The organism is Amycolatopsis sp. NPDC051106, from assembly GCF_040682775.1.
Lineage (GTDB): Bacteria > Actinomycetota > Actinomycetes > Mycobacteriales > Pseudonocardiaceae > Amycolatopsis.
Genome location: NZ_JBFBBQ010000070.1, coordinates 1 through 21,412, shown reverse-complemented (window position 1 = coordinate 21,412; position 21,412 = coordinate 1). Strand labels below are relative to the sequence as shown.

Annotated in this window: 22 protein-coding genes; 8 read left to right on the top strand and 14 right to left on the bottom strand. The window is 71.3% G+C overall.

Features of this window, described 5'->3' with window-relative positions; all coding sequences use genetic code 11:
- Nucleotides 1–4: 4 nt before the first annotated feature.
- From AB0M83_RS36225 to AB0M83_RS36200, 6 genes are read right to left on the bottom strand one after another with little or no spacing between them, the layout of a single operon-like run.
- Entirely contained in the window at nt 5–3,151 is a 3,147-nt protein-coding gene (locus tag AB0M83_RS36225) for an NACHT domain-containing protein (RefSeq protein WP_364524182.1), read from the bottom strand.
- Nucleotides 3,152–3,161: 10 nt separating this feature from the next.
- The gene (locus tag AB0M83_RS36220; protein WP_364524180.1) at nt 3,162–3,689 is read right to left on the bottom strand and encodes a cysteine hydrolase; all 528 of its coding nucleotides are present in this window, start codon (nt 3,687–3,689) and stop codon (nt 3,162–3,164) included.
- A complete protein-coding gene (locus AB0M83_RS36215; protein WP_364524178.1) occupies nt 3,686–5,125 on the bottom strand; it encodes a cytosine permease in 1,440 nt (479 codons plus the stop codon). The genes AB0M83_RS36220 and AB0M83_RS36215 overlap by 4 nt, the downstream gene beginning before the upstream one ends.
- 14 nt (nt 5,126–5,139) lie before the next feature.
- A complete protein-coding gene (locus tag AB0M83_RS36210; protein ID WP_364524176.1) occupies nt 5,140–6,159 on the bottom strand; it encodes an ADP-ribosylglycohydrolase family protein in 1,020 nt (339 codons plus the stop codon).
- Complete coding sequence (locus AB0M83_RS36205) at nt 6,156–6,848, bottom strand: GntR family transcriptional regulator (protein WP_364524174.1); 693 nt, start codon at nt 6,846–6,848, stop codon at nt 6,156–6,158. The genes AB0M83_RS36210 and AB0M83_RS36205 overlap by 4 nt, the downstream gene beginning before the upstream one ends.
- A 32-nt stretch (nt 6,849–6,880) precedes the next feature.
- The gene (locus tag AB0M83_RS36200; protein WP_364524172.1) at nt 6,881–7,534 is read right to left on the bottom strand and encodes a VC0807 family protein; all 654 of its coding nucleotides are present in this window, start codon (nt 7,532–7,534) and stop codon (nt 6,881–6,883) included.
- 109 nt (nt 7,535–7,643) lie between these two features.
- Here AB0M83_RS36200 and AB0M83_RS36195 point away from each other — a divergent pair, with 109 nt between their 5' ends.
- Complete coding sequence (locus AB0M83_RS36195) at nt 7,644–8,009, top strand: hypothetical protein (protein ID WP_364524170.1); 366 nt, start codon at nt 7,644–7,646, stop codon at nt 8,007–8,009.
- Nucleotides 8,010–8,041: 32 nt separating this feature from the next.
- Here the strand turns inward: AB0M83_RS36195 and AB0M83_RS36190 are convergent, their stop codons facing one another.
- From AB0M83_RS36190 to AB0M83_RS36180, 3 genes are all read right to left on the bottom strand, one after another.
- On the bottom strand, nt 8,042–8,221 hold the full coding sequence (locus AB0M83_RS36190; protein ID WP_364524168.1) for a hypothetical protein: 180 nt from the start codon (nt 8,219–8,221) through the stop codon (nt 8,042–8,044).
- A gap of 219 nt (nt 8,222–8,440) precedes the next feature.
- Complete coding sequence (gene dusB / locus AB0M83_RS36185; protein WP_364524166.1) at nt 8,441–9,580, bottom strand: tRNA dihydrouridine synthase DusB; 1,140 nt, start codon at nt 9,578–9,580, stop codon at nt 8,441–8,443.
- Between the two features lie 37 nt (nt 9,581–9,617).
- Entirely contained in the window at nt 9,618–10,010 is a 393-nt protein-coding gene (locus AB0M83_RS36180) for a hypothetical protein (RefSeq protein ID WP_364524164.1), read from the bottom strand.
- Nucleotides 10,011–10,110: 100 nt separating this feature from the next.
- On the opposite strand from AB0M83_RS36180, the gene AB0M83_RS36175 reads away from it, so the two are divergent.
- From AB0M83_RS36175 to AB0M83_RS36165, 3 genes are all read left to right on the top strand, one after another.
- On the top strand, nt 10,111–11,073 hold the full coding sequence (locus tag AB0M83_RS36175) for a Gfo/Idh/MocA family oxidoreductase (protein WP_364524162.1): 963 nt from the start codon (nt 10,111–10,113) through the stop codon (nt 11,071–11,073).
- Nucleotides 11,074–11,118: 45 nt separating this feature from the next.
- Nucleotides 11,119–12,969 (top strand): DUF2339 domain-containing protein, encoded by a 1,851-nt coding sequence (locus AB0M83_RS36170; protein WP_364524160.1) that lies wholly within the window; start codon nt 11,119–11,121, stop codon nt 12,967–12,969.
- 80 nt (nt 12,970–13,049) lie between these two features.
- The gene (locus AB0M83_RS36165; protein WP_364524158.1) at nt 13,050–13,442 is read left to right on the top strand and encodes a TIGR03667 family PPOX class F420-dependent oxidoreductase; all 393 of its coding nucleotides are present in this window, start codon (nt 13,050–13,052) and stop codon (nt 13,440–13,442) included.
- A 3-nt stretch (nt 13,443–13,445) separates the two neighbouring features.
- Here the strand turns inward: AB0M83_RS36165 and AB0M83_RS36160 are convergent, their stop codons facing one another.
- Nucleotides 13,446–14,054 carry a GNAT family N-acetyltransferase gene (locus AB0M83_RS36160; RefSeq protein WP_364524156.1) on the bottom strand — a complete coding sequence of 203 codons (609 nt, stop codon included), beginning with the start codon at nt 14,052–14,054 and terminating at the stop codon, nt 13,446–13,448.
- Complete coding sequence (locus tag AB0M83_RS36155; RefSeq protein ID WP_364524154.1) at nt 14,051–14,578, bottom strand: DinB family protein; 528 nt, start codon at nt 14,576–14,578, stop codon at nt 14,051–14,053. Before AB0M83_RS36155 ends, AB0M83_RS36160 begins: the two co-directional genes overlap by 4 nt.
- A gap of 56 nt (nt 14,579–14,634) precedes the next feature.
- Between AB0M83_RS36155 and AB0M83_RS36150 the strand changes: the two genes are divergently transcribed.
- Both AB0M83_RS36150 and AB0M83_RS36145 read left to right on the top strand, forming a co-directional pair.
- Nucleotides 14,635–15,597: a WYL domain-containing protein gene (locus AB0M83_RS36150; RefSeq protein WP_364524152.1), complete on the top strand. Its 963-nt coding sequence runs from the start codon at nt 14,635–14,637 to the stop codon at nt 15,595–15,597.
- Nucleotides 15,598–15,658: 61 nt separating this feature from the next.
- Nucleotides 15,659–16,147 (top strand): DUF6328 family protein, encoded by a 489-nt coding sequence (locus AB0M83_RS36145; RefSeq protein ID WP_364524150.1) that lies wholly within the window; start codon nt 15,659–15,661, stop codon nt 16,145–16,147.
- Here the strand turns inward: AB0M83_RS36145 and AB0M83_RS36140 are convergent.
- Nucleotides 16,123–16,515 carry a VOC family protein gene (locus tag AB0M83_RS36140; protein WP_364524148.1) on the bottom strand — a complete coding sequence of 131 codons (393 nt, stop codon included), beginning with the start codon at nt 16,513–16,515 and terminating at the stop codon, nt 16,123–16,125. The genes AB0M83_RS36145 and AB0M83_RS36140 overlap by 25 nt on opposite strands.
- Before the next feature lie 138 nt (nt 16,516–16,653).
- Here AB0M83_RS36140 and helR point away from each other — a divergent pair, with 138 nt between their 5' ends.
- Complete coding sequence (gene helR / locus AB0M83_RS36135) at nt 16,654–18,915, top strand: RNA polymerase recycling motor ATPase HelR (RefSeq protein ID WP_364524146.1); 2,262 nt, start codon at nt 16,654–16,656, stop codon at nt 18,913–18,915.
- A 38-nt stretch (nt 18,916–18,953) separates the two neighbouring features.
- On the opposite strand, the gene AB0M83_RS36130 is transcribed toward helR, so the two are convergent.
- Together AB0M83_RS36130 and AB0M83_RS36125 are read right to left on the bottom strand one after the other, a co-directional pair.
- Nucleotides 18,954–19,430: an Lrp/AsnC family transcriptional regulator gene (locus AB0M83_RS36130; protein ID WP_364524144.1), complete on the bottom strand. Its 477-nt coding sequence runs from the start codon at nt 19,428–19,430 to the stop codon at nt 18,954–18,956.
- Between the two features lie 192 nt (nt 19,431–19,622).
- Entirely contained in the window at nt 19,623–20,990 is a 1,368-nt protein-coding gene (locus AB0M83_RS36125) for an FAD-dependent monooxygenase (RefSeq protein WP_364524142.1), read from the bottom strand.
- A 63-nt stretch (nt 20,991–21,053) separates the two neighbouring features.
- Between AB0M83_RS36125 and AB0M83_RS36120 the strand changes: the two genes are divergently transcribed.
- A partial coding sequence (locus AB0M83_RS36120; protein ID WP_364524140.1) for a TetR family transcriptional regulator occupies nt 21,054–21,412 on the top strand: 359 nt, incomplete at its 3' end.

The following is a 21,412-nucleotide window of genomic DNA, read 5'->3' as shown; positions in this document are numbered from 1 at the left end:
GGTGTCAGCGGTCCCGGACGGTCTCGACGGTGCAGTCCGGTCCGAGCAGTTCCGCCCCGACCGGCTCGATGTAGGGGCCGACCTCGACCCGCAGTCCGGAGCGGCCGGCCATCGGCTGCAGATCGAGCTGCCCCGATCCGGTGACCGACAGCCGCTCGAGTTCACCTAGATCGGCGAGCGGGGTCAGGTCGGACTTGGTGTCCAGCACGCGCAGCCGGAGGTGCCGCAGCCGCCGCAACGCGGACAGCATGGACAAGTCGGAAGCCTCGATGCCGGTGAGATCCAGCGCTTGCAGCCGGGGCAGATCGCCGATCGGGGTGGGGTCGATGGTAGGACAGTTGACCATCCGCAGCTGTTGCAGCGTGTCTGCCCAGTCCCGGAGCAGCGTGATGTCCTCGAGGGCGTAGCAGTCTTGGAAGCTGAGTGAAGCGGGTCCGCTCAGGAATCTCAGCGGCTTCAGGTCAGTGAGCCGGAAGACGTTGCCGAGCGACAACGATCGCAAGCCTGTCAGCGGGGTGAGGACGGCCAGACGGTCCAGGTCGTAGATCCAGCTCAGCTGCAGGTGCTCCAACGCCGGCAGCTTGGCCAGGGCAGCCCAGCCGTGGCTTTCGATCCGCGCTTCGAGCGAGGTCAGGCTGCGCACTCCGGCGAGCGGCGCGAGGTCGGTCGACCGCGAGGGCGGCGGTCCGGTCAGCGCCAGGTCGGTCAGCCTGGTACCGGTCAAGGATGGCAAGTCGTACCCAGCTAAGTCCGCGACCTCCAGCGCCACGAGCCCGTGCAGGCCACGGACGAAGTCGAGCCTCCCATAGCCGTCGTCGAACCGGCACCGCAGCCGCACGAGCCGACGCAGGTGTTCCAGCCCGGCCACCATCGACGGATGATCAACAGTGAGAAAACCGCCGTGCAGTGGGGAATCGGCCAGCACACGTTCGGCGTACTCCCCAGGGTCGAACCGTTCCCTGGCCGAGATCAGCTCGTGCACTACGGCGGCGTTCTCGCGTTCGCCGTAACGGGCGAGCAGGTCGAGCGCACCGGCGCTGCCGATGAGGGCGGCCGTTCGGATGACGTACTGGGCGTAAAACGAGCCGGATTCGTCGTTGTCCAGGAGGTCCAGAACGAACTCGCCGGCCGTGGCCAGTGCTTCGGCCTGGTCCATGCTTTTCGGCGGGATCAGAGTGCTCGCCCGGTCTTCGATCTCGTTCCGCAACTGCTCGCTAAGCTCGGGAGAAGTTTCCAAGCACGCCAACGCCACCAGATCGAGCTTCAGCCTTCGTGGTTGGTCCGCGTCCCAGCTGAGGATCCCGTCCAGTAGACGTTCGAGCTGTGCCGGGTGGGCGTGTCCCGCCGCCAGGACGACCACTTCGCGCCACTCGTCGAGGTGCGCGTTCGCCATCAGGACTCCGATGTCGTCCTCCCTGACGGCCGCCTGCGCGGCGAGGTATTCCTGAAAGGTCCGGTGTATGAAGTCGATCCGGCCCGGGACCGGTTCGCGTAGCACTCCGCCGCGGTCGAGGAGGTGGCGGAACACTGTGCGCGGGGTGACGCCGATCTGGCCCATCGAACCCAGTTTCGCCGCAATCCTGGCTTCGGTGTCGGTAGCCGTGGCGTCTGTGTGGCCGTTGCGGACCAGCCAGTACGCGAGGTGGCGCAGCAGCACAAGCTTCTCGGTCAGTGAAAGCCGCAACGGGGATTCGACCCGTCTTTCGATGTCGCGGCTGTCGAGCAGCATGCGCAACGCTACTTCATAGAGTTCCATGCGGTTGTCCGGTAGGTGCCCATTGCCTTCGTGGTGCAGGGCGCACAAGAGCGCGCACAGCAACGGGTTCTCGGCCAGGCGCCGCAGCGCGCTCCGTGCGCCGATGGTCGTGAGCAGGGTGTCGCGCTCGCTGTCGAGCACTTCGCCTGGCAGCGCAGCGTGCCAGCGCGTAACGAATGTGCTGACATCACGACGCGTCATCGGCTGCAGCCGGATCTCAGTGAATCCCTCGTTGCGCAACCAGTCAGGGGCAACCGCAGCGGGACGGGTGGTCACCACGAACCGGGCTTGTGGAAACGTCACGACGAGTTCGCGCAGCCATTCGCGAACCTCGCGCCGGCGCTCGTCCGGGAGCTCGTCGAGGCCGTCGACCAACAGGACCGCCCGGCCCAGGCGCAGGCGCTGCTGCACCCAGCCGGGTGGCATCTCGTCGGCGATGTGCCGGCCTACCTCGTCGAGGAAGCGTTCCGGCGTGGGCAGCGGCGACTGGCTGAACCGCCGCAACCGCACCAGGAACGGCTCCAAGTCGGCCCAGCCGTCGACGTTCTGCAGCTGCCGGCTCGCGCACTGGACGGCCAGCCACTGCAGCAGCGTCGTCTTGCCCGAGCCGGCCTCGCCGCGCAGCAGGATCCGCGAAGACCGCGGCAGGACGTGCTCGATGCGGTCGCCGGTCGCGCCGTCTTCGTCCGACGTGACGCTCAGGCTCAAGTACGCGACCGACAGCGGGTACAACCGGGTCGCGTCGGTCAGGCCGGCGCCGAACAGCGCCATCCGGTCCAGCGCCGTGACGACCTGACGCCGGAAGTCCGCCGCGAAGTCGTCCGGGTGGCGCCGTTCCGGAAGCGCCGCCAAGACGTTGCGGACCGTCTCGAGAATCTCCGTCTCACGGCGCAGCACCTCGATCAGCGCGCCCGGCTGGAAGCGGGGCAAGGTGCTCGTCACCTGCACCAGGTACGCGCAGCACTCCCGCAGCACCCGCTGGTACAGCTGCGTCGCGTCGGCCGAGAGGAGTGCGGTGACGCCGGTGACGGTCCTCAGCAGGTAGCGGTACAAGTAGCCCGCGTCGAGGTCGGCGTCGAACAGGTCGTCGTCCGTCAGAGCCGCGCGGTCGAACGTTTCGTGCGCCGCCTCGACCGCGGCCGCCCGCTCGTTCTCCGGCAGCGCGCGGAACTCGACCTCGATGAACGGCAACAGCCGGTCGGCGACGCGGGACTCGAGGTTCGTGAACAGCAAACGCAGCTTGCGGCGGTCGTTGAGGCCGGTGACCTGCTTCTCCAGCAGGTCGAACACTTTGGCCGAGGCGTCGGCGGCGATCGGGCGGTCACCCAGCCAGATCTTCGCGGCGGCCTTCACCACCGCTGTCGTCAACGCGATCGCCGAGGCTTCGAGGCTCACCGAGCCGACCCTAGCCCAGCACCTCGTCCGTCGTGGCCACCTTCACCAACGGCCCGTACAGCCGCATGATGTCCAGCGCCTTCGTGTGGCTCTCGTCGTCCACGCCCGCGCACGCGTCGGACACCACCGTCACCGACACGCCCGCGTCCGCCGCGGCCAGTGCCGTCGACAGCACGCAGCAGTCCGTCGACACTCCCGCCAGCACCAGGCGGGCGCCGCCGACCCGGGTCGCCAGGCGCGGGGTCCACTTGCCGAACGTTGTCGCGTCCACTGTGGATGGTGGGTCGAACTCGGGGATCACCTGGTACAGCTGGTCATCCGGTGACCGCAACGCGAACGGCCACTGCTCGTAGTACTGCTTCCACGCCCCTTCCGGGTGCGCGGGCGCGATGAAGCGTGTGAAGACGACGTCGTTGCCGAACGCCGTCACCAGGCGGTGGATCGGCGGGAGGATCTCGGCGAAGCGCGGGGTGAACCATTCGCTCGCCGGGGTGGCGAACACGTTCTGCAGGTCGATGACCGCCAGGACCGACCTCACGCCGCCTCCTGCGCGCGGACGCGGTGCCGCGTAAGCAAAGTGACCACGAAACCGAGCACCAGCGCCACGAGGACGCCGAGGTTCGCGTACGCCCACGAGCCGTCGCGTCCGCCGAGGCCGAACGGCTCCAGGAGGTAGCCCTGCCACGCCAGCCAGCCGGCCGCGGTGTTCGTGACCAGGCCCCAGCCGAGCGCCGTCGCCACCAGGACCAGCGCGATCGGCCCGGGCCGGACGTCGCCGTAGCGGCCGGCCGGGTCGAACAGGTCGCGCTCGGCGTAGTCGCGCCGGCGCAGCAGGACGTCCGCGAGCATCACGCCGCACCACGCCGCCACCGGCACGCCCAGCGTCACCAGGAAACCCTGGAACTGCCCGAGGAATTCGCCGCCGAAGAACACGATGTAGATCGTGCCCGCCACCATGAGCACGCCGTCGACGAACGCCGCCACCGGCCGCCGCACGCGCAGCCCGGCCGACAGGAGCGCCAGCCCGGACGAGTAGATGTCCAGCACCGCGCCGCCGACCAGGCCGAGCACCGCGACGAGCGCGAACGGCACCAGGAACCACAGCGGCAGCAACGTCGTCAGCGCGCCGATCGGGTCCTTCGCGATGGCGCCGTTCAGCTCGGTCGACGAGCCTGCCAGCAGCAGCCCGAACACCAGCAGCACCAGCGGCGCCACCGACGCGCCGAACGTCGTCCAGCCGACCACGCCGCGGCTCGACGACGACCGCGGCAGGTAGCGCGAGTAGTCCGCGGCCGCGTTGACCCAGCCGAGGCCGAACCCCGTCATCAGGAACACCAGCGCGCCGACCCACTGCTGCGCCGAGCCGGACGGCAGCGCGCTGACGGCTTCCCAATGCACGTCGCCGGCGACCAGAACCACGTAGACGACCGTGAGCACGCCGGTGATCCAGGTGATCCACGTCTGCAGCTTCATGATCGCGTCGAAGCCGAGCACGCCGGCGGCGACGGTCAGCGCGGCCACGACGACCAGCGCGACCACCTTCGTCGGGGTCCCGCCGCCCCAGCCGAGCCGTTCGAAGACCGTCGACGTCGCGAGCGTCGCAAGCGCGGTGAGCACGGTTTCCCAGCCGACCGTGAGCAGCCACGAGATCGCCGACGGCAGCCGGTTGCCCCGGACGCCGAAGGCCGCGCGCGAGAGCAGCATCGTCGGCGCCGACCCGCGTTTGCCCGCGATCGCGATGAACCCGCACAGCAGGAACGAGAACAGGATGCCGACCACGCCGGCGACCAGCGCCTGCCAGAACGAGATGCCGAAGCCGAGGGTGAACGAGCCGTAGCTCAGCCCCAGCACCGACACGTTCGCGCCGAACCACGGCCAGAACAGCTGCCGCGGCCGGCCGCGGCGTTCGGCGTCGTCGATGACGTCGAGGCCGTTGGTCTCCACCTTGAGCTTCCGGGTGCCCGCTTCGGTCATGGCCCGTCCCTGGGTCAGTAGGTGGTCCGACGCTGCCCGGTCCGCCGTCGCAGGGCGAGCAGCTCGTCGACGAGCGGCCCGAATTCGAGCCGGTTCACGTGCAGCACAGTCTCGACGACGTCGGGCCGGAACGCACCCACGCCGTGCGCGGCGCCGAGCATCGCGCCGCAGATCGCCGCGACCGTGTCGGTGTCGCCGCCGAGCCCGGCGGCCAGGCGCAGCGCCGCCGGCGGGTCGTCGCCCATGGCCTCGGCCAGCGCGAACGCCGCGACGACGGACTCCTGCGACGCGACCGACGTGCCGATCACACGGGCGACCGCGTCGGCGACGGCGGTCGGAGCCATGCCCCGCACCCAGCCGCGGGCCCAGCCGATCCGGGCGGCGATCTCCCCGCCGGGCGCCCAGTGCCCGCGCTCCCCGCCGACGACGGCCGCGCGCTCGCCCGCGTCGAGCGCTTCGGCCAGGCTCGCGCCCTCGACCCCGGCGGACACGGTGGCGGCGACCGCGGCGGCGGACGCGATGCCGAGGCTGGTGTTGTGCGTGACGCGCGCGGTCGCGGCGACGGCGTCGACCAGCGTGGGGAGGTCGTCCACGGGGGTCGCGATGCCGACCGGCGTGACGCGCATGGCGGCGCCGTTGGTCGTCCCGGTGCGGCCGGCTTCTTCGGCGGGGACGCCGTCCTGGAGCCGCGAGAGCGCGCGTTTCGTCGACGGCCCGAGGAGGTCCGCGGAGCCGCGGCGGATCATGTCCGCCTCCCAGATGAGCAGGGCGTCGGCGAAGACGTGCGGCTCGACGGTGCCGCGGCCGTCGATGAGCAGGCGGGCCAGCAGAACGGCCTGCTCGGTGTCGTCGGTGACCGAACCGGCGGGCATCGACGGCGCGACCGGCTGCTCGGCGACGGCGGTGAGCAGGCCGGTGACCGGCCCGTAGGCGGCGGCGATGGCGGCGCGGGACATGGACTGCGTCGGCATGCCGAGCGCGTCGCCGACGGCGAGCCCGGTGAACGCGCCGAGCGCCCGGTCCCGCGCGTTCACCGGTGTCCGAAGGTGAGGTGGAACTGGAACCGGTCCGGGTCCAGCAGGCTGACGACCCGCTCGACGAGCCGGCCTTCGACGTCGACCGAAGTGCGTTCGGCGCGGAGGAAGAGCTCGCCGACGTCGCGGCCGAGGAGCTCGGCGTCGGCGGCGTCGAGGCGCTGGGTGCTGATCCACTGGTCGCCGCCGACGGAGATCCGCCCGGCGGCTTCGAGGGTCTTGGTGAGGGAGCCGTCCCGCAGGCCGGTTTCGGGGAGGTCGGCGAGCGGGCCGGCGGCGGAGACCGTGGCGGTCTCGAGCGAGACGCCGCGGTCGTGCTCCCGCCGCAGCCGCCGCACGGCGACGTAGGTCTTCTCGCCGAATTCTTCTTCGAGGGCCCGGTCTTCGACGGTCTCGATGCCGAGGAGCTGGGTGGTGACGGGCGCCCCGGCGTCGGCGAGGGCGCGGGCCCAGCCGAGCCGCTGGTCGAGCTGGACGCCGTCGAAGGTGACGAACGACCCGACGCCGGCCTGGGTGGAGATGAGCTCGAGCTGCTGGAGCTCGGAGAGGGCGCTGCGGACGGTGCCGCGGCTGACCTGGTACTGCTCGGCGAGCTGGTTCTCGCCGGGGAGACGCTCACCGTGGGCGAGCCGGCCCGAGCGGATCAGGTCGGAGAGGTCGCCGACGAGCTGCTGCCGCTTGCTGTACATGTACACACCTGTACACGCTGCGTTCGTGCTGGTCAAGCGGCGACGAGCGGCTTGGACTGCGCCTCGCGGCCGACCATCTCACCGGCCTCCTTCGCGGACACCCCGGCGACCACCATGATCACCGCGAACGAAGCCACGAAGATGACCGTGCTCAGCCACACCATGGTCGAGATGGGCAGTGTGAAGGCGCCGACCACGCGTGCGGCGCTCTCGAGCATGAACCCGACGCCCCAGACGAAGCTGCCGCGCCGCAGGACGGTGCCGAACCTCTTGTCCGCCCGCAGGCGTTCCCAGGCCGCTTCGTGGTCGGCCTTGCCGTGGGTGAGGAACGGGCGCAGGGTCTTCGTCATGATCGGCTGCGCGGTGAACGCGGAGATCAGGATGACGAGCCCGGTGATCCCGCTCCCGATCGAGTCCTTGGCGATCATCATGCGGGCATCCCCGGCGACGAAGGTCAGCAGCATGCCGATGACGTTGGTCACGAGGACGACGAGGGCCAGGCCGTTGAGGGTGCGGTGCTTGGCGAACTGGAAGAGCGTCCGGGCCAGCGGGAAGACGCCGGAGAGGGCGAGCGCGGTGAAGTCGTTCGCGCCGAGCGAGTGGAGTCCGTAGTAGACGCCGAGCGGGACGGCGATCTCGATGCCGAGCGTCTGGATCAGGGAGCCGGGGCCGTTGTCGTTCGTCATGGGAAGAGCGTGTCGCGATCCGGGGTCCGGCAAGGATGCGATCCGCCACGATCAGGGGATTACAGATGTCACGACCTCACGTCCGGCGCGGCCACGTCGTCGTAGAGGTATGGCGACATTTCTGCGTTTCACGATCAGCCTGCAGACCCTGGCCGTGTTCCTCTCGCCGGTCACCGCCGGCCTGCTGTTGACCACGCCCAACGGGCATTCACTGCACAGCGCGGCGGCGTACACGGTGTTCGTGGTGGCGATGGTGCACGTGGTGGCCGCGGTCCTGGCGTGGCGTCCTGGCGGCGGCCCACCTGGGCCGATCGTTTCCGCGACCGTGTTCCTCGGGCTCGTGCTGGCGCAGGTGGTGCTGGGCATCGCGCACGTGACGGTCGTGCACGTCCCGCTGGGGGTGCTGCTGTTCGGGTTCAGCCTGCTGCAGCTCAGCCGGGTTCGGTTGGATCCTGCCCGGGCGGCGGCTGCGTGAGCCGGTTTTGCGGCCCTGTGCGGCCGCCTCCCTTACGGCGAGCGGTCCTTGGCGCCGCGACCCGGCTTGAGAAGGCGGATGAGCGCGAGCGCGTGGGCGCGTCCGGCCCGGTCGGCCTTGAGCGACCACAGCGATACGGCTGCCAGCAACGCGAAGCGAGCTACCAAAAGAATGGCTGTGACCGCCCCGCCGATGATGCCGAGTTGCCCCATCCCAACCACCAGACCCTTCTGCGGACACACCTCACCTGTGAGAGGAGTGCGGCAGTCTCGGGTCATCCGGGGTGGTCAGGTCATCGGAGCTCCCTTCAAAACCGCCTCTGCGCACGAAAGCGCGAGACCGGACGCTCAGCTTCCCGGTTTGGCTGTCCCGGCGGTAGCGGCCGAACGTGTTTACGCGGAACCTGATGAAGTCGCAGGTTCTTCACGTACTCAGCCGCCGGAGTGCATGTCTTCCGCCTCCGGCACGCAGTCGTCGTCCGGGTCGTCCAGCCAGCCGTGCGGCAGCGTGACCTTGCCCGGGGAGCCCTGACGCCCCCGGGGGCCATCGGCGTTCGCGGGAAACGGGGCGTCGTGGTCGAGGCGGCCGATGAGGTCGTCGAGTTCGGTCAGGCTGGACACCATCGCGAAGCCGCGGCGCAGTTCGGAGCCGACCGGGAAGTTCATGAAGTACCAGGCCATGTGCTTGCGCAGGTCGCGCAGGGCCTTGGTCTCGCCGTCGTGCTGGATGAGCAGCTCGGCGTGGCGGCGCAGGACGCGCGACACTTCGCCCAGGTTGGGCGGGGTCGGCAGCGGGCGGCCCGCGAACGCCGCCTCCAGCTCGCCGAACAGCCAAGGCCGGCCCAGGCAACCGCGGCCGACGACGACGCCGTCGCAGCCCGTCTCGGCGACCATGCGCAGGGCGTCGGCGGCAGAGAAGATGTCGCCGTTGCCGAGCACCGGGATGCTCGTGACGGCTTCCTTGAGGGCGGCGATCTTGGTCCAGTCGGCCTGGCCGGAGTAGCGCTGCGCGGCGGTGCGCGCGTGCAGGCTGACGGCGGCCGCGCCCTCGGCCTCGGCGATGCGGCCGGCGTCGAGGAACGTGCGGTGGTCGTCGTCGATGCCGATGCGGAACTTGACCGTGAACGGCACGTCGCCCGCCGCGCGAGCCGACTCCCGGACGATCGCCTCGAACAGCTTCCGCTTGAACGGCAGCGCCGCCCCGCCGCCCTTGCGCGTCACCTTCGCGACGGGACAGCCGAAGTTGGAGTCGATGTGGTCGGCGAGGCCCTCGCCGACGATGATCCGGACGGCTTCGGCCATGGTCTTCGGGTCGACGCCGTAGAGCTGCATGGACCGGGGCTTCTCGTCGGCCCCGAAGGTCATCATGTGCATGGTCCCGGGGTGCCGTTCGACGACGGCCCGCGCGGTGATCATTTCGCACACGTAGATGCCGGCGCCGTACTCCTGGCAGAGCTGCCGGAAGGCGACGTTGGTGATGCCGGCCATCGGAGCGAGCACCACTGGGGGATCGACCTGGTAGGGGCCGATCTTCAGGGCGGGCTTGCTCAGGGTGGCGGTCACGTCCTCCATTGTCGCCTGTGGTGTCGATCACGTCGACCAGGGGCCGTCAAGCCACGAGGTCGTCCCAGCGGACCAGGATCGCCGTGGCCAGGAGGCCGGCCACGATGATCTTGATCAGGACCGTTCCGGTGGTCAACCCGGTGAGCGCGGTGAAGTCCAGCAGCACGCTCGCCGCGAACGCCGCCGCGAGCACCTTCGCGCCCCAGCGGCGGCGGAAGCCGAGCGCGACGACGCCGGCCAGCTGGACCGCCGTCGCGAACACCGACAGCACGAACCACGGCGACGGATCGCCGCCGTGGCCGAGGTCGCCGGCCAGCACCCTGATCGCGGCGACCAGGAGCGCCAGCGTGCCCAGGCCGAAGACGACCAGCATCACCGGCAGGAAGATCCGGCCGGCGCCGACGGGCGTGGCGCGTTCGGGAACACGGCGACGAGGCACGGCGAGCCTCCGCTCGACTCGGGAACCTCCACCCTGCCCGACCGGGTGCGCGGACTTCCACCGTGCTTTTGCCGACAGCCCGGCACGTAGGGTTCGGAGCATGACCGACAAGCCCCTGCGCTGGGGAATCATGGGGACCGGCGGCATCGCCAAGTCCTTCGCCGAAGACCTCGAGCTGACCGGCTCCGGCGTCGTCGCCGCGGTCGGGTCGCGCACGGCCGAAAGCGCCGGCGTCTTCGCCGAGCAGCGAGGCATCCCGGCCCGGCACGGCAGCTACGAAGCCCTCGCCAACGATCCGGACGTCGACATCGTCTACGTCGCCACGCCGCACCCCCTGCACCACGGCAACGCGCGCCTCGCGCTCGAGGCCGGCAAGCCCGTGCTGGTCGAGAAGCCGTTCACGATGAACGCCGAAGAGGCGCGTGACCTCGCCGGACTGGCGCGGGAGAACAACCTCTTCCTCATGGAAGCCATGTGGACGCGCTTCCTGCCGCACGTCCGGCACCTCCGCGGGCTGCTGCCGAGCCTCGGCGATGTCGTCACCGTCACCGCCGACCACGGGCAGTGGTTCGCCGAAGACCCCGCCTTCCGGCTGTTCGCCCCCGAACTCGGCGGTGGCGCCCTGCTCGACCTGGGGATCTACCCGGTTTCGTTCGCGTCGATGGTGCTCGGCACGCCCGATCGCGTCGCCGCCATGGTGACGCCGGCCTTCACCGGCGTCGACGCGCAGACGTCGATGCTGTTCGGCTACGCGAGCGGGGCGCAGGCCGTGCTGAGCTGCACGTTGAGCGCGGCTTCGCCGACCACGGCATCCATCGTCGGCACCGACGGGCGCATCGAGATCGACGGGCCGTTCTACGCGCCCGCATCCTTCACACTCATCCCGCGCGTAGGCGAGCGAAGCCGCTTCGAGTACGTCGATGAGGGCCGTGGCCTGCGGCACCAGGCCGACGAAGTGGCGAGGCTGCTGGCCGCCGGCGAGACGGAGAGCCCGCTCATGCCGCTCGACGAGACCGTCTCGATCATGACGACCATGGACCGGGTACTCACTGCGGTTGAGTAGTGCTACGGATCCGCCGGAGTCCCCTTGTGGGTGACTCTGTCCGGTATGACCACCGAAGCAGATGTGCTCCTCCGGCTCGCCGGCGAGATCGACGACCTGGGGCGTCGTCTCGCCGTGGTGGGCTCCGAACTGCGGACCGTCCAGGCCGACCAGCCGAAAGAGGCCGAGCAGCCCAAGCAGGCTGAGCAGCCTCAGGCTGAGCAACCCAAGACGGCCGAGCAGCCGCCGCCCCAGCCTCAGCCGCAACCCCAGCCGCAACCGTGGCCCCAGCAGCCGCAGCAGCAGATGCCGCCGCCGTGGCCTCAGAACCCCTGGCAGCCGCCCCGGCAGCACTACGTCCCGCCGCCCTCGCCCTACCTGCCCGCCCCGCCGCGCCAGACGCTCGGCGAAAAGCTCGGCAAGGAGGGCGCGGGCAGCCGCGTCCTGGCCTGGGTCGGCGGGGCTGTGACGCTGCTCGGTGTCGTCCTGCTGCTCGTGCTGGCCGTCCAGCGGGGCTGGCTCGGGCCGCTGCCGCGCGTGCTCGTCGGCGCCGCCTTCGGGCTCGCGCTGACCGGCGCCGGCGTCTGGCTGCACCGCAAGCCCGCCGGCCGCACCGGGGCGTTCGCCCTGGCCTGGACCGGCATCGCGACGCTCTACCTGGACGCCGTCGCCGCGACGTCGCTGTACGACTTCCTTCCGGTGCTCGCCGGGCTCGCCGCGGGCCTCGCTATCGCCGTCGGTGGGCTGCTCGTGGCCCTGCGCTGGGAGTCGCCGCTGCTGGCTTCCGTGGTCGTCGTCGGCTGCGGCGTGTGCGCGCCGATGATCACCCGCGGGTTCACCCCGGAGCTCGTCGCCTTCCTGCTGATGGTCCAGCTCGCGACGGCGCCGGTGCAGCTGCGCCGCGACTGGTCGTCGCTGACGCTCGCCGCCGGGGTGCCGCCGCTGTTCGCCTCCGTCATCAGCACCGCGGTCGCGCACGGGACCTGGCAGAACACAGCCGCGGCGCTCGGTGCGGGCATCGTCGGCATCGTGCTCGCGCTGATCGTCCTGCGCCGCCGCGAGAACGATCCCGCCGCGCTGTCCGTGCTGGCGACGGCGGTCGTCCCGGCGCTGGTCGCGGCGCTGCTGCTGCCCAAGGTCCAGGCCGTGCCCGTCGCGGCCGGGGCCGGGGTCGTCCTCCTGGCCGTCTGGGCGGCGCGCCGCTGGTGGCCGGGTCTCGCCGGGCAGCTGGCCGGGCTCGCCGGGCTGCTGGCGATCCTGCAGGCCACCGTCACGCAGTTCGACGGGCCGGCCCGCGCCGCGGTGCTGCTCGGCGAGGCGCTGCTGCTCGTCTTGGCCGCGGTCGGCGGACGAAACAAGTTCGCGCTGGGGGCCGCGCTCGGCTTCGCGACGATCGGTGGCCTGATCGGCGTGTTCTTCGACGTCACGCCCGCTTTGCTGATGGTGTACCGGATCCGGCCGGCCGGTGACGTTGCCGGCGCGCTCGCGGTCGCCCTGCTGATCCTCGCGGTTTCGGTCGCGCTGCCGTGGGCCGCGGTGCGGCTGGCGGTCTTCCGCGGGCCGGCCGACGACCTGCCGATCTGGCTCGTCGCCGGGGTTTCCGCGCTCTACGGCGCCGCCGGGGTCGTGCTCTGCGCGTCGCTGCTGGCCGTCCCCGGTCGCACCGGCTTCCTCCTCGGCCACGCGCTGATCACGGTGTCCTGGACGATCGCGGCGCTCGTGCTGCTGCTGCGCGGGATCGCCGTGGTCGGGCTGCGCGTGAGCGGGCTGGTCCTGGTCGGCGCCGCGGTGCTCAAGCTGGTGCTGTTCGACCTGGCCGCGCTGGACGGCCTGGCGCGGGTCGGTGCGTTCCTCGGCGCGGGGCTGGTGCTGCTCGCGGCCGGGACGCGGTACGCCCGGCTCGTCGCTTCGCGCTGACGCGGGAGTAGACGCGGGAAGAAATTGTCGGTGCCTCGTGGTTACCTGGATCACACGACCGACGACCAGGGGGCACACCGATGGCAGAACCGAAACTCGCCGACCGCGCCGCGGAGAAGATCGGCTGGCTGACCACCGTCACGCCGAAGGGGCGGCCCGCGCCGCGGCCGGTGTGGTTCGTGCTCGAGGGCGACGACATCCTGGTGTTCAGCAAGCCGGACACCGCGAAGCTTCGGCACCTCGAAGCGAACCCCGAGGTGAGCTTCCACCTCAACGGAGACGAAAACGGCGGCGCGATCCTCGTCGTCAACGGGAAGGCGCGCGTCGAGGAGGGCAAGGCGTCCGAAGCGCCGGGCTACCTCGACAAGTACGGCCCGTCCTACGAGGCCATCGGGTTCGCGACGCCGGACGCGTTCGACGCCGAGTACTCCGTCCGCATCCGCGTGGTGCCCGACCGCTCCTGGGGGTGGTGAGGGTCAGTCCACAGCAGACAATTCAATACGCATCACGACGCGTCGCGGCGTGGGGTGGCTGACCTCTTCGAACCCGGCGTCGGCGAACACCTGGCGAGCGCCGACGTGCAGCTCGCCCCACGTGATCTCCTTGCCCGGCTGGGTGATCATCGGGTACGCCTCGAGCGCGCGGGCCCCGCGTTCGCGGGCGAAGCCGATGGTGGCTCGGGCGAGCGGGTAGGTGAGGCCGCGGCCGCGGTAGCCCTTGCGGATGGCGAAGCACGTCACCGCCCAGACGCCGTCGTCGTCCTTGTCCTCGCTGCGGCCGGTCCACGGGACGCGCGAGCCGCGCAGCTTGGGGTAGGCGGTCCGCGGCTCGACGGCGACCCAGCCGGCCGGCTCGCCGTCGACGTAGGCCACGAGCCCGCTCGTGGCGGCGTCCGGCTCGCCGCAGGCGGTCTGGGCCCGCAGCATGGCGGTGCGCTGCTCCTGCGTGGAGTCGCGCCAGATCCAGCCGGCGACCTTGAACCGCTGGCACTGGCAGCGGCCGGGGTAGTCGGCGGTCCCGAAGACCGCGGCGACGTCGTCCCACGACGCCTCGTTGGCCGGGACGACGGTGACGGCCGCCGTCACGCCGGCGCGTCCTCGCCCACCAGGCCGTCCACGGCTTCGCGGAGCAGGTCGGCGTGACCGGTGTGGCGCGCGTACTCCTCGATCATGTCCGCGATGATCCGCCGCAGGTTCGGCGTGCGCCCGTCGGGCCAGGTGAAGCGGCCGGCCTGGCCGGCGTCGCCCTCGGCCAGGGCGGCGGCGACCATCGCGCGCGACCGGACGACCGCCGCGTCCCAGAGGGCGTACAGCTCCTCCGGACGCTCGCCGGCAGCTGTCGACCACTCCGAGCCCGGCTCGGCGGTGTCCCACGGCGGCCCGATCGGCTCGCCGCGCAGCTTGACGGCGAACCAGTCGGCCTCGACGAAGGCGAGGTGCTTGAGCAGGCCGCCCAGCGTCATCGTGCTCGCCGCCGTGGTGACGCGGAGCCCGTCCGCGTCGAGGCCCCCGCACTTCCAGGCGAAGGTGCGCCGGATGCGTTCGAGCGTGCTCAACAGCGTCGAGATCTCGTCTCCGTCCACCACGAGCGTCGCCTCTGTGTCGGTCATGGCCGCGGAGCTTAGGATCGGTTCCGGACGATCCACTTCCGGAATCGGGAATTCCCATGACGGACACGAGCCCGACGGCGCGGGCGCTGCGCACCCTCGAACTCCTTCAGGCCAGTCCAGGGATCACCGCGGACCGGCTCGCCGGCAAGCTCGGCGTGTCCGAACGGGCCGCCCGGCGCTACGTCGGCATCCTGCGCGAGGCCGGTATCCCGGTCGCCTCCGTCCGCGGGCCCTACGGCGGCTACCGGGTCGGACGCGGCCTGCGGCTGCCGCCCCTGACGTTCAGCCCCGCCGAGGCCCTCGGCCTGGTCATGGCGGTGCTCGACGGCCACCACGACGCCGACGATCCCGCCACCCTGGTCGGCGGCGCCCTCGGCAAGATCGTGCAGGCGCTCCCCGAGCCGGTCGCCGCGCAGGCCGAGGCCGTCCGGCGGACCACCGCCCCCGCGCCGGACCCCGCCGCCGCGCGGCCGGACCCCGACACCACCGCCGCCCTCGTGCAGGCCTGCGCCGACCATCGGCGGGTCCGCCTCGGCTACCGCTCCGAGGCCGGCACCGAGTGGACCGGCGACGTCGAGCCGTGGGCCGTCGTCGTCCGGCACGGCCGCTGGTACCTGTTGTGCCGCAAGCACCCGACGGGCGAGCGGCGGGCGTACCGGATCGACCGGGTCCGCGGCGCCGGCATCCTGGAGCACACTTTCGAGCCACCCCGCGACCTCGACCCGGTCGCCACGATCGAGGAACACCTCGCCGTCGGCTGGGAGTACGACGCCGAGGTCGTCATCGACGCGCCCCTCGACCTGGCCAGCCGGTGCCTGCCCCGCGCCGTCGGCCGGCTCGAGCGCCTCGGCGACGAGACGACCCGCTTGACCGGCAGCACCAGCAATCCCGCCTGGTACGCCGAGCAGCTCGCCCGGAGCCCCGCGCCGTTCCGGGTCGTGCGCTGTCCCGAACTCCGGGAGGCGGTCCGCGCTCTCGGGCAGCGCTTGCTGGCGGCCACCGAAAGTCCGCACTCCTGAGCGGAAAGCAACCTTCGCTTCCCAGCGGGTGGCGGTGACGGAGTCCACGTATCGTTTTTCCGTGGCTGAACACACCGGCGAAACCCGCAACGAGCAGCTGACCCGCAACGTCGGCGAACTGCTGCAGGAGCTGCGTGTTGCCCAAGCCGGGGTGCAGATCCTCTTCGGGTTCCTGCTTTCGGTGGTGTTCACCGACCGGTTCCACGACGCCAGCGGCTTCGAGAAGGCGCTGCACCTGTCCGCGGTGGCGCTCGCGGTCGCGGCGACGGCGCTGCTGACCGCGCCCGCGGCGTGGCACCGGCTCCTGTTCCGCACGGGCAGCCGCGAACGGATCCTGACCGCCGGCAACCGGCTCGTGCTGGTCGGCCTGGTGTGCCTGGCCCTGGCGATCACGTCGACCGTCGCGCTGATCGCCAAGGTCGTCTACGGCGAGATCGCCATGATCATCATGGGCGTGCTGTGCGTGCTGCTCTTCGGGATCCTCTGGTTCGTCATGCCGATCCGGATGCACCCCGCCAACGGCGATCAGCCGGCGGAGCCGCCCACGTAGCGCGTGTCCTCCTGGACGAAGCAGAGCGGGTTGCCGAACGGGTCGTCCGCGTAGAAGGACCGTTCGCCCCAGAACTGGGTCTCGATTGCGTCGTCCATCCAGCGCGGCGCGGCGGCGCGCACCAGCCGGAACGTCTCGTCGACGTCGTCGACCGCGAGGTAGACGATCCGCGGGTCCCGCCGCGGCCGCGGTTCGCGGTGGTCGAGCGGCGCCTCGACGCAGGCGAGCACGACGTCGCCGCAGGGGAAGTAGTGCCGGTTGACCGCGATCCGTTCGCCGCGGTGGCCGAGAACCCGCTCGTAGAAGGCGACCGCGATCTCGATGTCGTCGACGGGCTGGATCAGCCGGAACACCCGCGGACCGCTCATGCGCGCACAGTACCGCTGGTCATTCACGCCCGGATAGGGGGCTTGACAGCGGGTGGACAATAAAAAATCGACGTGCCTTCCGAAATAAACAGGAAGACCCGCCGATTGTAGCTTCAGTCTAACCGCTGTGAGGGGAATTTGTCAAACCAGGGGTACGACGAGGAATTGCGGGCCGAACGCGCGTACGTCACCGGGCTGTACGCGCGCCTCGACCGCGAACGTGAACAGGCGCGCGCCCGCTACCGCCGGGCGCTCGGGGAACCGGGAACCACGCTGGTGGAGCGGGACGCGGACGTGCGCGTCCGGGCCCGGGAGGCCGTCCGGCTGAACGTCGCCGACAACGGGCTCTGCTTCGGCCGGTTGGACGCCCTTTCGGGCGAAATCCGCTACATCGGCCGGATCGGTCTCTTCGACGGCGAAAACGACTACGAACCCCTTCTGCTGGATTGGCGGGCGCCGGCGGCAAGGCCGTTCTACGTCGCCACCGCGGCGACGCCGGAAAACATGCGCCGCCGCCGTCAGTTCCACACTCTGGGGCGCGAGGTCGTCGATTTCACCGACGAAGTCCTCGGCCGCCCGCACACCGACGATTTCGGGGGGTCTGGGGGGTCGTACCCCCAGGCATGTTCCAGCGAGCGCGGGGACGCGGCGTTGCTCGCGGCCGTCAACGCGCCGCGCGGCGAGGGCATGCGGGACATCGTCGCGACGATCCAGACCGAGCAGGACGAGATCATCCGGCTCGGCCACTCGGGCGTGCTGGTCGTCGAAGGTGGACCGGGTACCGGCAAGACGGCCGTCGCGCTGCACCGCGTCGCGTACCTGCTCTACACGCAGCGCGAACGGATGTCGCGCAGCGGCGTGCTGGTGGTCGGGCCGAGCCCGCTGTTCCTCGACCACATCGGCCGGGTGCTGCCCTCGCTCGGGGAGTCCGACGTCGTCTTCCAGACCACCGGCGACCTCGTGCCCGGCCTGAGCGTCACGGCCGAAGACGAGCCGGAGCTGGCGAAACTCAAGGGATCGCTGGAGATCCTCGACGTGCTGGCCGCGGCGGTGGCCGATCGGCAGAAGGTGCCGGACGAACCGGTGCCGGTCGAGCTGGCCGACGTCACCGTCGAGCTCGACGGTGACGTCGCGGACGAAGCCCGGCTCGAAGCACGCCGGTCCGGGCTGCCGCACAACGAGGCCCGCGCGGTCTTCCGCGAGCACGTCGTGGCGATCCTCGCCGAGCGGGCCGTCGCGCGGATCGGCGAGGGCTGGCTGACCCGGGAGGACCGCGGGGCCTGGGCCGACCTGCGCGCCGACGTCCTCGACGAGCTGGCCGAGCACGAAGACCTCGACGCGACGCTCGCCGCGCTGTGGCCGGAGCTGACGCCGGAGACGCTGCTGGCACCGCTGTACATGTCGCCCCGCCGGCTCGAGGCCGCCGGCGCCGACCCGGCGCTGTTCCGTGCGGACGACGCGGCCTGGACGGTTTCGGACGTGCCGCTGCTCGACGAGCTGGTCGACCTGCTCGGCCGGGACGACTCGGCCGACCGCGCCGCCGCGCGCCGCCGGGCGGAGGAGGAGGCGGAGTACGCCGAAGGCGTCATGGACCTCATCAAGCTGGATCGCGAGGAACAGGACGAAGACCTCGGCCTGGTCGCCACCGATCTGCTCTACGCCGAGGACCTGGCCGACCGGTTCGGCGAGCGCGACACGCGCGACCTCGCCGAGCGCGCGGCCGCCGACCGGGACTGGACGTACGGGCACGTCGTCGTCGACGAGGCGCAGGAACTGTCCGAAATGGACTGGCGGACGCTGATGCGGCGGTGCCCGAGCCGGTCCTTCACGATCGTCGGCGACCTGGCGCAACGCCGCAGCGCGGCCGGGGCGACGGCGTGGGGGCCGGTGCTGGCGCCCTACGTCGCCGACCGGTGGGTGTACCGGGAGCTGACCGTGAACTACCGGACGCCGGCGGAGATCATGACCGTCGCCGGCGCGCTGCTCGCGGAGTTCGCGCCGGCCGCGCGGCCGCCGGAATCCGTGCGGGCGAGCGGGGTCCGGCCGTGGTCCCGCCGGGTCACGGACGACGAACTCCCGGCCGCCATCGACGAATTCGACCGCGACGAGGCCGGGCGCGAAGGCACCAGCGTCGTCATCGGGCCGCCCGGCGTACCGGGCACGGTCCCGCCGTCGGCGACCAAGGGCCTGGAGTTCGACGCGGTCCTCGTCGTCGAGCCCGCGCGGATCCTGGCCGGGGGCGCGCGCGGCGCGGCCGAGCTGTACGTCGCGCTCACCCGGGCCACGCAGCGCCTCGGGGTGCTGCACCGGGATCCGCTCCCGGCGGCGCTGGCCGGGCTCGCCGAGGCGGGTGCCCGCGCGGGCCGGCCACCGCCGGTTCCAGTAGCGGCTCGTGAGTGAGAAACAGTGTTCCGGCCCTGTTTCTCACTCACGAGGGGCTATGCGGTGAGCCGGCCCCAGGCGTAGTTCTGCTTGGCCAGCTTCAGGTAGACGAACAGCTCGGTCCCGGACACGCCGTCGATCTTGCGGATCTCCTCGCCCAGCACTTCGAGCATGTGGTCGTCGTCCCGGCAGACGACTTCGGCCAGCAAGTCGTAGCGCCCGGCGCACAACACGACGTAGTGCACGTTCGGCAGCTCGGACAGCTTGTCGGCGACCGTGCGCGGATCAGCGCCGTCGACGCTGATCCCGACCATCGCCTGCCTCGTCAGATCGACGTTGGCCGGGTCGGTCACCGCGACGATCTGCATGAGGTCGTCGCGCAGGAGCCGTTGCACCCGTTGGCGGACCGCTCCCTCCGAGAGCCCGACCGCTTTCGCGAGCGCGGTGAACGAAGCCCGGCCGTCCTGCTGCAGCAAGGCGATCAGCGATCTGTCCGTGTTGTCCAGCCCGCGCGCACGTGAATCTTCACCCATGCCGTCCCTCCCTGTGTTTCGGCATGTGATTTGTCAAGTGCGCAGCGTATCGAGACCTGACCAGAAAGCGAGACCCCCGCGCCAGCTTCACGTGATCCGGCGCCAGGATCGTGATTTGCCGAGGAATCGGTGGCTGTGGAGGAAATTCACGAGTCATTCCGAGGCGCCTTCGAGCACCCGCGACCCGCCGGGCTAGAACCAGGTGTCCAGGGCGGCGTCGAGCGGCCCGTCGCCCGCCCACGCGATCACCCCGTCCGGCCGGAGCAGCAGCGGTCCGGTGTTCGTCACCGGCACGACGTCGATGCGCGGATCGGCCGGGTGCTCCGCGGAGAGCAGGAGGCCACGGCCGGTGCGGGTGTGCTCGTGCAGCCAGGTCGTGCGGCCCGTGGCGTCGACGAGCTCGAGGTCGGGGCAGTGCTCGCCGGTCGGTGCCGGGGCAGGGTAAGGGAAGTCGTAGCGCTCGCGGACGCCGGAGAGGAGGTCCGCGAAGTACCGGTTCGCCTCCGGCAGGTCCAGCACTTCGCCGACGATCTCCCGCAGCGCGTCGATGTGCGGGCCGGGCGCCAGCAACGCCGACTGCGCGCGTGTGTTGCGCAGCACCGCTTCGCCGGCTGGGTGCCTTTCGCGCGTGTAGGTGTCGAGGAACGCTTCGGGCTTGTCGCCGCGGAGGACGGCGCCGAGCTTCCAGCCGAGGTTGGCGGCGTCGGGAATGCCGAGGTTGAGGCCCTGGCCGCCGCTCGGCGAGTGCACGTGCGCGGCGTCGCCGGCGAGGAAGAGGCGGCCGCGGCGGTAGTCGTCGGCCTGCCGGGCCTGGTCGCCGAACCGCCGCGCGTCGTGGAGCTCCTCGACGACGACGGGCCGGCCGGTGACGCGCTCGATGCTCGCGGCGAGCACGTCCGGCGTGACGTCCGGCTCGGCACCGGTCGCGAGCTCGGTGACGCCGGCCATGCTGCCGCCCTGCATGAAGGTGCCGGTGGCGTAGCGCCCGCCCGGCGGGACGTCGCCCGCGAACCGGACGCGCCCGGCGATCGTGTGCAGCAGCGCCGGGGTGCCGGGGAAGCCGAATCCGGCGAGCTTGCGGACGGTGCTGCGGCCGCCGTCGCACCCGACGAGGTACTTCGCGCGCCACTCGCGGCCTCCCGCCGTGACCGTCACACCGTCCACATCGGACCGGAGTGCGGTGACCTCGTGCCCGCGCAGCACCCGGACACCCTCGGCGTGCTTCGCGAGGACGCGTTCCAGCTCCGGTTGCCAGATGTTCGTCCGAGGGCGGGCGTCGTCCGGCACGATTTTGAAGATGTTGGCGAAGTGGCCGCGGGTGCTGCCGTGGTCGCGGGCGAGGTCCTTCGTGCCCTCGGCGTCGGCCTCGGCGAGCTGGTCACCGAGGCCGCGCCGCTGAAGCGCCTCGGTCGCCAGCGCGCCCAGGCCGCGGGCCTTCGTCTCCTCCGACGGCGTCACCAGGCGTTCCAGGACCAGGGGTTCGGCCCCGGCCAGCTCGAGCTCGGCCGCGAGGAACAGGCCCACCGGGCCCGCGCCCACGACGATCACATCGGCGTCCATGCCGTCTCCTTAACTAGTTAAGGGTGATAGTGTCCTTAACTAGTTAAGGCGTCAAGGAGGAGCATGCCGCTGGAAGTCGGCGACGCGGTGCGCGTCGCGCTGGAACTGCTGGAAGAGGAGGGCCTGGACAAGCTCACCGTGCGGCGGCTGGCCACCGGGCTGGGCGTCAAGGCTCCCGCGCTGTACTGGCACTTCCGGAGCAAGCGCGCGCTGCTCGACCACATGACGGACGCGATCGTCGCGCCGGTCGTCGCCGGGCTGCCCGACGGCGGCCCGTGGCTGAAGTGGCTGGAGGACGCGGGCTTCGCGCTGCACAAGGCACTGCTCGCGCACCGCGACGGCGCCCGCGTCGCGCTGGGAGCCGACCTGATCACGGCCCGGGGGGCGCTGCCCAATACACACCCACCCCGCCGGTGGGTTCA